Annotated in this window: 11 protein-coding genes; 4 read left to right on the forward strand and 7 right to left on the reverse strand. The window is 67.3% G+C overall.

Annotated features, from left to right (window positions below):
- Positions 1-13 precede the first annotated feature (13 nt).
- From DPQ65_RS07985 to DPQ65_RS08010, 6 genes are all read right to left on the reverse strand, one after another.
- On the reverse strand, positions 14-3,985 hold the full coding sequence (locus DPQ65_RS07985) for an FtsK/SpoIIIE domain-containing protein (protein WP_114906796.1): 3,972 nt from the start codon (positions 3,983-3,985) through the stop codon (positions 14-16).
- 33 nt (positions 3,986-4,018) lie between these two features.
- Positions 4,019-4,789 (reverse strand): class E sortase, encoded by a 771-nt coding sequence (locus tag DPQ65_RS07990; RefSeq protein WP_114906797.1) that lies wholly within the window; start codon positions 4,787-4,789, stop codon positions 4,019-4,021.
- A gap of 126 nt (positions 4,790-4,915) precedes the next feature.
- Positions 4,916-6,229 (reverse strand): hypothetical protein, encoded by a 1,314-nt coding sequence (locus DPQ65_RS07995; protein WP_162802092.1) that lies wholly within the window; start codon positions 6,227-6,229, stop codon positions 4,916-4,918.
- 5 nt (positions 6,230-6,234) lie between these two features.
- The gene (locus DPQ65_RS08000; RefSeq protein WP_114906799.1) at positions 6,235-8,811 is read right to left on the reverse strand and encodes a type IV secretory system conjugative DNA transfer family protein; all 2,577 of its coding nucleotides are present in this window, start codon (positions 8,809-8,811) and stop codon (positions 6,235-6,237) included.
- A 1,144-nt stretch (positions 8,812-9,955) separates the two neighbouring features.
- Complete coding sequence (locus DPQ65_RS08005) at positions 9,956-10,420, reverse strand: hypothetical protein (protein WP_114906800.1); 465 nt, start codon at positions 10,418-10,420, stop codon at positions 9,956-9,958.
- Positions 10,417-11,112, reverse strand: a complete 696-nt coding sequence (locus DPQ65_RS08010) for a DNA polymerase beta superfamily protein (protein WP_114906801.1) — start codon at positions 11,110-11,112, stop codon at positions 10,417-10,419. Before DPQ65_RS08010 ends, DPQ65_RS08005 begins: the two co-directional genes overlap by 4 nt.
- A 200-nt stretch (positions 11,113-11,312) precedes the next feature.
- Here DPQ65_RS08010 and DPQ65_RS08015 point away from each other — a divergent pair, with 200 nt between their 5' ends.
- Genes DPQ65_RS08015 through DPQ65_RS08025 form a run of 3 tightly spaced genes read left to right on the forward strand, consistent with a single transcriptional unit; the run spans position 11,313 to position 12,627 of the window.
- Positions 11,313-11,618, forward strand: a complete 306-nt coding sequence (locus DPQ65_RS08015) for a hypothetical protein (RefSeq protein WP_114906802.1) — start codon at positions 11,313-11,315, stop codon at positions 11,616-11,618.
- A 50-nt stretch (positions 11,619-11,668) separates the two neighbouring features.
- Complete coding sequence (locus tag DPQ65_RS08020; RefSeq protein ID WP_114906803.1) at positions 11,669-12,253, forward strand: hypothetical protein; 585 nt, start codon at positions 11,669-11,671, stop codon at positions 12,251-12,253.
- A complete protein-coding gene (locus DPQ65_RS08025) occupies positions 12,250-12,627 on the forward strand; it encodes a hypothetical protein (protein ID WP_114906804.1) in 378 nt (125 codons plus the stop codon). The genes DPQ65_RS08020 and DPQ65_RS08025 overlap by 4 nt, the downstream gene beginning before the upstream one ends.
- 40 nt (positions 12,628-12,667) lie before the next feature.
- Here DPQ65_RS08025 and DPQ65_RS08030 read toward each other — a convergent pair whose 3' ends face one another.
- Entirely contained in the window at positions 12,668-13,063 is a 396-nt protein-coding gene (locus tag DPQ65_RS08030; RefSeq protein ID WP_114906805.1) for a hypothetical protein, read from the reverse strand.
- Between the two features lie 223 nt (positions 13,064-13,286).
- Between DPQ65_RS08030 and DPQ65_RS08035 the strand changes: the two genes are divergently transcribed.
- Positions 13,287-14,615, forward strand: coding sequence for an ATP-dependent DNA ligase (locus DPQ65_RS08035; RefSeq protein ID WP_114906806.1), 1,329 nt, complete (start codon positions 13,287-13,289; stop codon positions 14,613-14,615).
- The last annotated feature ends 3 nt before the right edge of the window (positions 14,616-14,618 follow it).

Here is a 14,618-nt window from a genome sequence, read left to right on the forward strand (position 1 = left end):
TACTCGAGGCCACTCAGCCGAATAGGTCCTCGGCGGTCATCTTTGAACGGTCTGGGGCGACACCGCCGGCCGGTACCTCGAAGTCGTCATCGTCGTCCCACGGGTTGCTCACTCGAACAGGGCGCTCATGTCCGGGGCCATCGGCAGCCAGATCGGGCCCGTCGCGGTCACCAGCATGGCTGCCGCTGTCAGCGTCGCCACCAGGACCAGGGTCGCCATCAACATCGCCAGCAGGGTCACTACCACCGGCATCAGCAACACTCCCACCCACGGGAAGCTCGGTACCTCCGCTGTCGGTGGCACCCACCAGTTCGGGTCCACCCTGCGGCGGTAGACCGGAACCCTCACTTTCGTCACGGACGGGCTCGAAGATGTCCGGCGCACCATCACCACCTGCCTCGGTGCCGTCCTCGGCCTCGTGGTGCTCGTCGTCGAGCTCATCGTTGATCTCCTCAATCTCCAGGTCTTCCAGATCCAGTTCCAGGTCCAGCTCGCCCAGGTCAGTCACCTCGGCGGCCTCGACGTCTGCTGGCTCCTCAACCACGTCCTCGTCCTGACCGAAGCCAGGCGGCGGTCCGTACTCGCCTTCGTCGTCGGTGCTCTTGGGCATGAAGCGGTCCATGTCCAGCGGCAGGTGCCCGGCCACCGGGACGGAGGAGATGGCGTGGGCGTAGGTGCCTTCCGGCGGGGTGTCGGTCTCGGCCCCCTGCGGTGCGAACCACGCCTGGATGGTGAATGGTGCGGGGGAGGACAGGGGCTCGAAGACACCGCGGCCCTTGGGGATGGTCTCGCCCAGGTCCGGCATCGACTCGTAGTTCCGCAGCGTGGACATGGTGGCGCCCACCGAGGGGTTGCCCAGCAGGATCCGGGCCAGTTGGTCTTTCAGGTCGCTACCGCCGGGGATGGACTCGAGGGTCTTGCTGGACAGCTTCTGAGTGCCGAGCATCAGGGACACCCGGGCTGACCGGAGCTCACGAGCGATCTTGCCGGTGTAGCGCCCGATGATGTTCTTGAGCATGTTGATGCGGACGGCTTCCTGATGGGCCTCCATCGACTCGATGTCGTCACCCTTGGCAGGGACGGTCTCCTTGTCCAGCAGAGAGGTGAACTCATCGACGAACACCACGAGCCGTGGCGGCTGGACATCTTCGGGCAGCTCGACACTGTGGCCGACCTTGTACTGCCGGTTCAGTTTGATGCGACGGTTGCCCTCGGCGTAAGCGGCCTGCAGTGCGGCAGCCACCTCCTCCAGGGTGATGGCGTAGGCGGAGGCGTGGGACCGCAAGAACTCGAAGTCCGCGGCCTCCTTCTGGGCGTCACACACCACGATCTGCATACCGCCGGACGCCGCCGAGAACAGCAGTCCTTGGGCCAGCGCCGTCTTGCCGCTGCCTGAAGTGCCAGCTACCAGGACGTGACTTCCGTCCATCAGGTCCACAGCGACCGGCTCGCCCTCGACGTTGGTGGCGAACATCAGCTCGTCGGCGGTCTGCGCGGTCCTGGTGGCCAGGTCGAACTGGAACGGCGCGGGGAACGGCACCGGATTGATCTTCGAGGCGTACAGCCGGAACGCCGACGGACCGTGCGGGGATGGCCGCAGCTCGATGAACTCGTTGCCGGTATCGCCGCGCAACTTCTTGAGGGTGCCCTTGACGTGCTCGGTCGACTTAGTGTTCGGCATCGTGAAGTCGAGGACAGCCACCTTCTCGTTGTGCTCGAGGTGCCCGACGTCAAGTAGCTTCGGCGTCTCACCGTGCGGGGAGACCAGCTTCACTGCGTGGAAGGTCTCCTCCCAGTCCAGCGACACCAGGGTGGCCCGGTCCGTGGTCGGGTTGATGAGCCGCACCTTGGCTGGGTCACCGCCGGCGAATATCGTCACGCCGTCAGCGGCTTCAGCGACGCGCAGCCATGGCACGCCGAGAGCCTGACGCAGCCTGCCACTGGCGGAGCGGACATCGGCCAGGGTGACGTCGTGCAGCCGCAGATGGATGCGCCATAGGTGCGGACCGCGGGAAGGCTCCGGCAGGGTCAGTGCGCGGGCCTCTACTACTTCGGGGCGCTTGAGCTTGGCCGACTCGAACGCCTTGTTCATCATGCCGGCGATCACCCAGTGGGTCGGCAGCTCAAGCGAGGGTGCGGGCCTGCCGCGCCTGCCCATCGGGCGGCGCCGCTCGCCCCGGCCGGGCCGTCCACTGTCACTGTCCCGGGCGTCAACGGTAGCCACCCCTGCGCCTTCGACGGGGGTGAGTCGTTCCAGGGTGGAGGGGACCGGGCGGTTGGAGTGGTAGAGGCACAGGGCCTGGGCGTGCCTCTCACCCGGACGTGACCCGGTGCCTGGGTAGCCGGTGATTGCCACGAACGGCGCCCCGTTCAGCGATGAGGCCGCAGCCTCCTCGCGGCCGAAGTAGTCACTGGGCGGGATGCCGACCCGGGTCAGGAAGACGGTCCGTTCCACTACGGTGCCGTCGGCGAGCTTGCCGGTGGCGCACTGTGGGTGGGACACGGTCGGCTGGGAGACCTTGTGGCGGGCCAGGGAGGCAGCACCCCAGAAGACGTTCCACCGGTCCTGGACGGCCAGCTGCTCCAGGGCCTGTGACATTGAGGGGTCCTCAAAGCTTGCCGGCTCACCCAGGAGCGCCCCGACGAACAGTTGCCCGGCCTTGTGGTCCACGAGCACCTCACAGCCGAAGAACCCCGGCAGGGAGGCGACCTGGGGACGCAACCCACCCCAGGAGAGACCCGCAAACTCCACCCGGTAGGCGGCCTGCGGCGAGTCGTCGGTGTGCAGCGACTCGAGGGACACCAGCGGCGCGCGACCGATACCAAGGGCGTCAGTGGCCCGCGCCATCGCGGCCTCGACCATGTTCTCAACCACCCCGGTCTCCACAGACGGGTCGGCCAGGTCCACCGGCGCGCTCTCGTCGATGTCGATGACCCGGAAGCGCACCGGGTCGGCAGTTCCGGGCATCGGTGCGCCGTCGGGGTCGAGCTGCGGGTGGGACAGGATCACCACTGCGTGCCCGGATCCGACGACAGGCGCCAACTTGGGGGCCAGGGCCATGTAGCCGCCTGCCCCGACCGAGGTGGGCGCGTCGAAGACGTCGACGGTGTTCTCCCCGACCTTGGTGCGGTCCACCAGGGTGGCCATCGGGTCGTGCATCTTCACGGCGGGCCAGCGGGCTTCCCACACGGCCCGGGCAGCCACGAGCTTGCGCCACGGCTCCAGGGACGCCTCCCGCAGGAACGGAGTGTGCACAGCTAGGGCAAGGGTGAGCACCAGGGCCAACCAGACGATCAGTGGCACGTCGGCGGCAAGTCGGACCAGGCTCGGTTCGTAGACCAGTAGGCCGTAGAGGACCGCGGCCCCCAGCAGCGGGGCGCCCAGGGTCAGCAGCACACTGCGCAGGGACTGGTCTCGGAAGCGCGGAAACAGTTCGCCCATCCTGGTGCCGGGACAGTCAGGACCGGCCTTCTGGCGTGCCGTGGCGAACAGTGCGGTGGCACACACGAAGACGGTGACGGAGTTGATGATCGGTCCCAGTGCCGCCAGCGCGGTGACGGTGGAGACCAGCGACTTATTCTCATGGTCGGCCAGTACCTCCAGCGGCCAGGTCGGGATGGCCAGCGCCAGCACCGCCAGTGCGACCGAGAACAGCCAGTAGCCCAGCGGCGGCCACCCGGGCAGCCAGTGGCCGCCGGGCATCATGAGCCGGCCGATCATCGACTTGGCTGCCTGGTAGTCGGCGAGCTTCTGCTTCTCGGCCAGGTTGCCGGGGACAGGGCGTCCGTAGTCGTCCTTCTTGCCGGTGAGTTCCACGGGTGGGTGCGTCATCGCCGCGACAAGGAGCCCCAACCAGACCAGAACGGTGCCCGGCTGGCCAAAATAGATCGCTACCGCGGCCAGCACCACGGACAGCGGGATGACCACCGGTGCGACCGACGTCGGTGGCGCGTTGTTGGTGGTTCGCCGAGACTTCTGGGCCATAGATATACCTGTGCCAGCAGAGAGCCGGCCAGGTCACCTCCCGTCCAGGCTGGACGGCGGACCCTCATCACGCGGGGTGAAGGAGTCCATCTGCGCGTAGGTGATCCACCGCTGCGCCAGGGAGCCCGGCGGGTGGCAGGCGACCAGGGTCAGCCAGGCGTCGGTGGCGATCTCGTCCGGCTGGCGCGGCACCTCGGCCCACACCTCGGTGGAGGTCGGCTTCACGATCTCGTGGCCGACGACGCGGTAGGTGTACCAGCCGGCGCCGGTCTCCACGATGACGAGGTCGCCCGGGACCAGTTCAGCGATCTGGTTCAGTGGCTTGCCCCAGGTGGTGCGGTGCCCGGCCAGGCCCAGGTTGCCCTTCTCGCCAGGCCGGGCGCCGGTCGGGTTCCAGCCGATGCCGTCCTCCAGCACCCACAACGATGTCCCGGAGATCATCGGCACGGCGAAGCCGTCGGAGAACCGAGGGATATGGACGACCCCCAAGGGTGTTCCCTCGGCGAGCAGCGACTGTGCCAGGAACTCCTCGCGGCGACGTTCCGCGTCACGAGCAGCGGCCTCCCGGTCGTAGCCCGGGATCGCCCCGCCGAGGATGGATGAGGACTGCATGGCCTGGTCGGCGATCTCGGCGGCGGCAGCAGCGACGAAGGCGTCCTGCTCCTTCTTCTGGGTGAACGCCTCGCGAAGGTCCTCGACGGTGGATGCCTGCTCCTGGGAGGCGACCACATTGGTCCACCACAGCTGGTACCCGTTGACACCGATGGCTCCGGCGGTAACGGCCAGCAGCAAAGTGGCCGCCACGGTGTTGGTCCTTCGTGCCCTTATCGCCCGGCGCTGGGCACGGTTGCGGGCACGAGTGACCCACTGGCCCGGTGGCCTGTTCTCTCGGGTCGGCACCGGCTGCGCGAACGGGTTGTGTTGCACGGCTCATACTCCGGGGATCGTCGGGAAGCCGGCGGTGGCCCGCAGGGCAGCTCCCACGTCGGGCATCGGGGCGCTGATCTTGTCGGTCAGCACCTTCGGGGCGCCGGTCAGCAGCCGGGCGTTTGATAGCGCAGTCATCGGGTCACGTGGTGTGGCGCCCGCTGAGAAGGGGAGAGACGCTGGGTCCAGCAGGTCCACACGGGCCCAGGAGGCGTGGCTGCCGATACCGTCGCCGGCGTACCGGGTGGCGGGCAGTGTTGCGAAGTCAGGGGTGACCACCCCCGCGGCAGGGAACCAGTCGGACCAGCGGACCAGGAACATCCGCTCGAGCACGCCGGCGGCGACCGCGGACATGGAGGAGGACACAGCCTTGGCCATGCCACGGAAGATCGCCTGGTAGGTCGCCTCCGAGGAGTAGCCGGGCCGGACCATCTCGACGAAAACCACCACGGTCGACTTGGACTTGTCGGCCACTAGGAAGTCCACCCAGTTCTCCATCTTGCCTGCGAACCGGTCGCTGGCCGTGGCCTCCAGGGCGATCTTGAGACCGTCCTTGCGAATGACCACGGAGTCGGCGCGGCGGCGAGACAGCCTCTTACTCTCCACCCCGAGCAGCAGGTCGTGGTTGCCGCACATCTCTCCGAGGACGACACCGGCACCGGGACACATCTGGGCGATCCGCAGGGCCATCTCGACGACCATGATGTTGTGCCGGTCCGGGGTGTTCGAGCCCCGCCACAGTTGCCCGGAGGTCAACCCCAGCCACTCGGCGAAAGTGAGGCGGTCAAGCAGCGGGCCCGGGTCACCGTCCGGGTCGACCCGCAGTAGTGTCGGCAGGTCGGCGCGGACCAGGGAGGTCAGCACACCTGCCTGCAACAGACCGCCACCGTGGGCACGTGCCACCGGGGTGGGCCAGCCGGACTTCGCCCACCGGGCCGCACCAACCATCGCGGCCATCTGCGGGACCGTCATGGTGCGCCACATGTTGACCGCAGACAGCATCCGGATCGCATCCTGACGGTGGGTGGCGAGGATGTCACCGATCGGGTCGTCGTCAGGACTGCGCAGGACCTCGACGGACTTGCGGAACTGCCACGGCACGGCCAGGTCTGCGCCGGCCGCCATCTCGCGCAGGATCAGGTCTCGCCCGGTCCACGCGGCACGGGAGGACAGGGTGAACAGTGACGAGTAGTACGGGTCGTCGCGGGTGTGGGCCCGCAGCGACATGGGCAGCCCAGCCCGGCTGGCCACCTGGTCCAGGCGCACCGGTGGGGCCAGGTCCTGGGCCAGGACGTGCCGGATAGGTTCGGCGACCACGGCGCTCACTGCGCGAACCGGTCAGGGGCGAACGGGTCCCCCTCATACTCCGGTGCGGGGACCGTTGCCTCCTCGCCAACCTCGGGCTGGGTCGGCACTGAGACGGCGACATTGTCATCGCTGGCCTCGTCGTCCTCGAGCTGGGCCAGGGCCGGTAGGTCTTCGGGCTCGGGCAGGCGGCCACCGGTGGGGTAGCCCTGGGCGGCGGGGAAGGCGGAGCGGTCGTCCTCCCAGAAGCCGATCGCCACGGGTACGGCTGGCTGGGCGACCTTGTTCACCTGGGCCGAGATGACGGCGGTGTGGGCCGGCAGGTTGAACACGTCGGCCTTGGACCAATCGGACCCGTCGACGGACAGCGCTTCGGCGGCCATCTCGGCGATCTGCGGGTTGGACTGGCGGAACCAGTAGATGGTGCCGAACGACAGGACGGCCTTGCGGACCTGCTCGTGCAACTGGTCGGGGTACTGGGTGGCCAGGTTCTGGGAGATGCCGTACGACCGTCCCTGGTTACGCAGCCACGTGACGACCTCGGGGGACCCGGCGGCCAGCAGCGCGAGCTCGTCAACGAAGATGGAGACGAACCGGCCCTGGTCCTTCCACCCGGAGCAGTGGCGCATGATCGCGTCGCGCAGCGTGTACAGCAGCATGGACCCGATGACGGTCGTGACCTCGGCCGAGACCAGCTCGCCACTGGCCGAGACCCCGGTGTTGACGACCACGTTCTCGTGCCGGGTCAGGATGTCGGCCCAGGACAGCTTGGGGCGGTCGGGGGCGAACCAGTCGGAGGCCTCGGCCAGCGTCTCCAGCTTGGTGCGCGGGGCCTCCTGGAGTTGGCGGCGCTGAGAGGTGGTCACCTTGTCGCCGTACAGCGGCGCCAGCTCGGACATGGCGGAGGCGAGCTGAGGGTCGTCGCCTTCCAGCTCGGCACGCTTGAGGGCGGTCGCCAGCTTCATCCCGGCCTCATCCCCCTGGGCGCCGAGCAGCACAGCGGCGTGCTCGACGACGGAGCCACCGGCGGGCAGGTCGGCCCAGCCCGCGATCTGGTCGGTGACGAACTGGGAGACGGTCAGGACCAGGGTGATGGTGGACAGCGACTGGCGCCGGATGTCTCCTTCGGGGAAGGCGTACTGCATGGCTTCGGCGACCTGTTTGGCCTTCGCCGAGGCGGTGGCCGGTCCGGCGAACAGGTCGATGGCGGGGGTGGACGGGTCGGCCAGGTCGATGCGGTGCGGGTGGTCACCGAGCTGCTCGGCCCAGGCCATGTACTGACCGGCACCCTCACCCTTGTTCTCGAAGGCGATCAGGGTGTTGCTGCGGCCCGGGCGACCTGGCTTGCCGGAGGGGGAGACCCGCTCCAGGACGTTCCAGCCGTACAGGCCCCGGATGGCGACTGACTTGCCCGAGTCGGGCACGCCAAAAATGCCGACGCCAGCGATGAAGTCGGCGGCCGAGAGATGGAACCTGTCACCGCCGGCCGTACCGATCATCGGTCCGATGTCTTCGCGCAGAGCCGGGGGAGCACCGCGGGAACCCGTCGTGGCGGCACCAGCCTCGGCACCACCCTGTGGGGCGACCACACCAGCAACGACCGAGGGGCCGACCAGGAAGCTGGTGCTGGCCAGTGGGTAGGGGTTGTCGACCTTGGCCGGAGGCTGGCCGTCCTGGGTCGGCTTGGGCTTCGGGGCGGATCGACCGCCGGTGGCCGGGCGGGGGAGTACCCCCTTGTCGGCAGCCTTCCGCAGTCGCTGGCGCGCGGTCGGTAGCAGATGAAACCCGGCCAGCGCGGACACTCCGGCCAACGGCGCCGCACCGAGCAGTCCGTATGTGAACAGTGGCAGTGACTCGACGGTGGTGGCCAGGTCCGGCAGCGGCTCAGCCAGCAGACCCGGCAGGTAGCTCTCGCCAGCGAAACCGAGACCACCCAGGGCCAACGCACCGACCGCGGTTCCGACCGTGACGCCCAGGTCGGAGGGTGCCTTGGCGACCGCGTCGACGTCCATGCCTGGCAGTGCGGAGACGACCTGGCCGAGAAGGAAGGTCGCGGATGAGGCGCTGGCGGCACCGGCGAAGAAGGAGGCGACGAGCACCTCGGAGTCGAGCGAGTGGTGGGTGACCGACGCGGACCGCTTGTGGTTCCACTCGCGGGTCCGATCAACCTCCTTGCCGGAGGGGCGGCGCAGGGACACGGCCACCCACGATCCGGGCTCGGCGACACGGGCGATAGTGCGGGCCACCTCGGCGGGGTCGGCACCGGCCTGGGCGTCGCGGGAGGCGGACTGGTTCGGTCGGGCGACCATGCGGGCGATCTCCGGACCGCCGGACAGGTCGGGTGTCTCATCGACTCGCACTGCCTTGGCCCCGACAGCGTTGCCGAGGACGTCGGCGGCCTTGGCAGACAGGTCGGCCCGGCCCCCAGGAGTGAGGATGTAGGACTCCACGCCCGTGGCGGTGCGCACTGTCAGCAGCGTCGATTCGCGCAGGTCGCGAATCGCCGAACCGAAGGGCTTGACGCGCGACGCGTACTGCGCAGCGTCCATCGCACCCGACTGGGCACGGGTCATCTTCCAGATCTGTCGCCTCATACCAGTGAACATGCCAAGACGGCCGGGCGCAGGTGGCAAACCCGGCACGGCGCTTGGGACAGATGTCCCATAACTCAGCAGCCCCCGTCAGCAGTCGCAAGGTCCAGTTTGTTGTCTGTCGAGCCTTTGGTGGTGGTGCTGGACTTGCTGGCTGGGTGGTTTTGTGGCTGTTTGCGTTCGGTTACGTGTGTTTATGGATGCTGGTGGAGATCGAGTTGGGTGTGATGGTGGCCCAGCCAGGGGTGAGGTGAGTGTTGGTGTAACAGTGAGTTATGGGTGGTGAGTGTTGGCGTACTGACTGTTGGGGGACGGGTGGCTGTTACTGCACTCACTGTGCGGGTTGGGCAAGGATCCGGTGAAACTGCCCTTTTTGCGTGGAACGTGATAGCTAAGAGTTTTGAAGCGAGCCGCCACAGCCCCGGCACCCGCCCAACATGGTTGACCATCTGGCCAGGAGGCGAGACGTGTCCGCTTCGTCAACGACCCGGGGAACTCTTAGGGCTGGCGCATGGCCGAGTTGATCTTCAAGGGACAGTGTCGATGAGGGCCGGCGGCCAACAGACCAGTGAGCTCGGGCGTCAAGGTGACCAGTGACGGTGGTTGCTAGTGCAGGCACAGTGGAGCAGATGACCCCTGACCTGCGGTGAGCACAGACGAACGAGTGGGTTGAACGGTCCGGGCACGCCACGACAACGACACGGGAAACATCGCGGGGCACAGATCCAGGTGAACGGGCAAGACCAACGGGACCGAAGGACCAAGGGGGAAGCAGAGGCAGAGACAGACAGTAGGACCGTGAACGACCAGACCATACGACGAAGGAGGAGCAGGGTTCCGGAACGACCACGAGGAGCTGACATACCGGCAGACAGATAGGGACAACGACAGTTGGACCATCCGAGAACACACAGAGAACGAGACGAGGAACGAGACGGGAACACAGACCAAGATCCCCAATGAACAAGGAAACAGAGCGAACCAGGACCAGCCCATCATCAAGCCAGCCACAGAGCAGGTGAGGTCGCAGCAGTCAGGTGAGTTCCTGCAGTTTCGCCCCGACGACCGGCCAGCTCGCCCAGCAATCCCGGCCTAGCGGCCATCGACACCGGCTCGCAACGCTCGCCCGCCGTGGTGGTGGGTGGACCTACCGGTCGTCGGGGCGTGGGTCGATGAGGGTATCGCCCCGTTTGACGGTGTCGCCACAGAGCCAGCCGCCGGGGGTGCGTTGGTGCCGGTGGCGGTCGGCGTCGGTCGGGCAGCCGGCGATGATCACGTCACCGAACGCCTCGAGGTTGCGGGCGATGCGGCGGTGAATGGTGGCACCGGACCGGTTGACGTCACGGGCTGCCTGGGCAAGGTCCTCGAGCCGGGCGGGGCTGGGACGCTTGCCGGCGCGGGTTGCCAGGTGTGACTGTGCATCGGTCAGGTCAGGGTTGGCGGACAGCACCCGGGCGTAGGTCGCTGCCGCGCCAGGGTCGGCTCGGTGGGCCAGGTTCAGCCACGCGGTCATCGCCTCGACCCGGCCTGCAGTTCCCAGGGCGGCACGCAGGCCGGAGGCACCAGCCACCGGTTCGGCCGGCCTGTCATCGGGGGTGAAGCGCCACGTCATGACGGCGCCTTCTGGTCGGCGCCGGCACGGGCGGCCATCACTAGGTCGGCGGCCAGACCCCGGGCAGCGGCAGTGTCGGACGATAACGGTGATAGCCCGGCGAACATGTCGGACGCCTCGTTCATCAAGTCGGCCAGAGGCTCGGTATCTCCGCCGGTGAACGAGGCGACGAAATCCTCCACGCCTCCCGGGTCAGCGATGCGAAGGTCGAGGTCGCCGGTGGTCCACAGCTCGGTGGCCTGGGCGAGCAGGCGGTGCAGGACGGCCAGCTCCTTGGTGACGTTTGGGCCGGGGTCAACGACCTTCGCCGCCAGGGAGGCGATGTAGCCGCGATAGGCGTGCCGGACCGCGGACTGGGTAACCAGCAGGGGGCGGGCGGTCAGGATCATGGCGCCCGTCTCGCAACGGGGTGCGGCCAACGGTGAGTACAGCACCTCGAAGTGTCTGGCGGAGCCCTTGACGACGTGCCGCAGGAAGGTGGCGACGTCGATGTCGGTGACGTCCAGGATGCCCTTGATGGTTTGCCGCTGGTGCTCGGCGACAGGAACCGGGGACAGGCCGGCGAGCTGTTCGGTACGGAAGGAGGTCACCCGGGTGATGTCCACGTCGCTGAACTCGGTGGCGGTGCCGTGGGCCTGGGAACCGGTGAGCGCGTGGATTAGAACAGGCGCAGAGTCCAGTGGGTGCTTCATGACCTGGTGGTGTGGCGCCGGGCTGTCTCTGGGCGAGCCACCTGCCCTCGTCTTCCGTCGGCGTAGATCACTGCCCGGGCCGTCGGAGTGGTGGACCTGGTGACGCCCATCAGTCCTGGCCACCGTCGTCTGGACGCGCGTGGGACGAGGCGATCGACCGACACGGTGGCTGGTAGTCGGTCGCGCCACACCACCTGGACATGGACGACACCACGCCACTGGCAATCGACCCGCGCGGCTGTGGCTGCACCGAGTGCCTGGTCGGTGAGTACATCCCTGCCCAGAGTGCCACCCGGGAGCACCTGCGTCTGGTCGCCACCGGCCGGATGCGAAATAACACCTACTCGGACGGCACCGTCACGCTGCGCCCGCCGATGAGTTCCGAGCCGGGCAGCGACCTGGTGTACGAGATCGCGTTGCTCGCGGAGTCACTGTCCGGGGTGTTCACCGCCGACGAGCTGGACGACACACCCGCCGAGGCCATCTTCGAGAACCTGCGAGCCTGACCTGGCTCTCGAGCAACACCCCAACTAGTAGCCAAGAAGGAGCCCGACCCATGCACGACATCTACAACCTGATCGGCAGTTACGGCGCTGCCAAGGCGGTCCTCACGCAGCCTCTCGGAGCGATCGGACTCGTTCGCTACGACGGCACTGTCCGCACAGTGTTCCTTCGCGCGCACGACTCTGTTGGCCAGACCGCGGCCGGAGAGTTCGTCGTCAGTCCGTCTGCGTACCTGGCAGAGCTTGGGTCGCACAGCTCAGTCGAAGACCTGGTGAACGATTCCGGCGTGACCTTCGACAGCAGGCACGGCGACATCCTCGCTTGGCAGATTGCGCCGGAAGGGCTCAAGCCCCTGTGCCGCCATGACGAGGACCTCACTGACGCCATCGCATCGGTGCCTGCCGGCTGTGGGTTTCTCATCGGGGACTACGCCTCTACCTACTCCGCTTTCACCCTCGGGTTTCGGGGGAACGACGGCACACTCAGTTCTGGTTGCGGGCCGGCCATCACAGCCGAGGCGTTTTCCGACACGGAAGACATGTCTGACGTCCCGGATGACCCGCGCGCAGAGGTCCAGGCTGTTGACGTGCTCACGGTGGCACGTGACGACCGCGCACGCCACACCACCAGTGCATGAACACCACGACCCAGGCCACCGCCACCCTGTCCTTCGTCCGCGACCTCGCCCCAGGCCAGGTCGTCAAGGTCGGCTCCTACGTCGGCACCGTCGTCTCCGCCAGCAAGGCAGCCCGCTCCAAGAAGTGGTCTCTGATGGTTGACGTCGGCGGGCAGATGATGGACCTGCGCACCGAGCCGGACTCCCCGATGACCGTCCTACCTGCCGACCAGGTCCCGACGGTGAGCGCGGAAGACCACCAGCCGAACTTCGACAACCCGACGGGGACCTCCTGCTCGTGCGGCTTCACCCCCAAGGACCGCCCGTCCCGTCACTCGATGTGGAGCGCAAATTACAACCGGCACGCCCGCAGCCTCGGCCTGCTAGGTGTCTGATGGACTCGCCCTGGACGAAAGAGCGGGCGGACGGAGAGACCTACCAGGGCTTGGTGCCCGTCACCTCCTTGACGTGGTCGGATGTCGCCTGGTCGAGTCGGTCAGAAAGCCGCGCGACCAGGTGGCGAGACCGTTCCAGCGGAGTGAGTTGTGCCGCAGCGGGTGCCCGACCGTGAGCAATTTGGTTCCGAGACTTCGCTAGGCTCTTGAGGAGATCCCTGACGCCACCGCTTGGCAGCCCTTGCCAGCTGATGCCATCCAAAACGAACGGCATCCCTACTGAGGCGAAGAGTGTGTGTGCGTGGTGGACGTTCATGCCGTGAGATCGGCCGGCCTGGTCGGCGATGTCTTTCTGCTGCTGGGTCGTGAGGTTCAGTGCCGTGGACGTCTCGACCACCAGGGATTCGATGTAGCCCTCGACCGCGGCGGACAGCATAACTATTCCCGCCCTGGTGAACGGTCGTCCGGGACGGGGCTGGCCATTGTGGGTGGCCGGAGCTCCTCGGGTCCCTCCCGTGAACGATTTGGCGTGGGCGATCTGTGCGTCCACGTCGGCCAGTGCGTTGTCTAGGGCTTGTCGTGCTTCCGATGGCATGGAGCCGATAATGCCCGCCCCAAGGAAGTGCCCGCAACTGAGCCATCCGCCACACCACTAGGGCATGAGCAACCAGACTGAGATCACTGTCCGCGAGGCCACCTACATCGACCCCCGCAGCGGCAACGACAAGTTCTACCGCACCTTCGTCGTGGCTGGTGACGGCGGAGACGGCCCGGCGGTCTGGTTCTCCCAGTACGGGCGCAACGGCACCGCGGGCGCCTTCACCAAGCCGGAGTTCGTCAAGGGTGAGGCCACCGCGCAGGCTGCCGCCGACAAGAAGTTCGACTCGAAGGTCAAGAAGGGCTACAACCCGACCCGGCAGGGCACGCTCACCTACGACGGGGACCTGAGCTTCGAGGGTGCTCGCCTGAAAGACACCCAGGCCGTACTGGATGTCCTGGCTACCCAGGTCGGTTCCGACATCACCCACGCTGGCGAGCCGGTCGCTGCCGCTGAGGTAGCCACCGTCCTGGCCGATGTCACCCCCGACATCGGCCACGCGCTCATCGACTACGGCTGGCGCCCGACCACGACCGACGACACCGACCCGGCGCTGCCGACCCGCCCGATGCTGGCCTCCACGCTCAGCCCGGTCGAGGTGTCGCACATGATGAGCGACACTGACTGGTGCGCCCAGCTCAAGTACGACGGTGACCGTGTTGTCATCGAGGTGCGCGACGGTGTCGTCACCGCGCTGAATCGTCAGGGTCAGGCGAAGACCCGCAACGTCGGCCTCGCACACACCACCCCGTTCACCGCCCTGGGCCAGGGTCGCTGGGTCTTCGACGGTGAGGTCGTCGGCCGCACCCTGGTTCTGTTCGACCTGGTCGTCGCCACCGACGGTCACCAGACGTTCTGCGACGAGAACACCACGTTCATCAACCGCTACGAGGCTCTGACCGTCATCGCCGAACTGCTCGACCTGGACGCCGAGGCGGTCATCGTGGCCCCTCTCGCGGACAGTGTCGGCAACTCTGACGCCAAGGCCGACCTGCTGGCTGAGGCCGTGGCGGGCAACCGCGAGGGCATCATGCTGCGCTACCGCAAGGGCACGTATGAGTCAGGCCGTCGCTCCACCTACCTGGTCAAGCACAAGCTGATCAAGGACGCCGACGTCATCGTCACCAAGCTGCACTCCACGAAGGACTCGGCCACCCTGTCCGTTCACGGTGCTGACGGCACCCTGGTCAAGGTCGGCAATGCGTCCACCATCGGCAAGGGCAGCGTCGAGGTGGGGGATGTCTGGACCGTCACCTACCTGTACGTCACCGACCCGGCTAACCCGCGCCTGTTCCAGCCCCGCCTCGCGTGCAAGCGGTACGACAAGGCTGCGGCCGAGTGCAACCTCGACCAGTTCGCAGACGCAGGCACCGACAAGGGGCTGATTTGATGG

This window comes from Ornithinimicrobium murale (assembly GCF_003352835.1).
In the GTDB taxonomy this organism is placed as follows: domain Bacteria; phylum Actinomycetota; class Actinomycetes; order Actinomycetales; family Dermatophilaceae; genus Ornithinicoccus; species Ornithinicoccus muralis.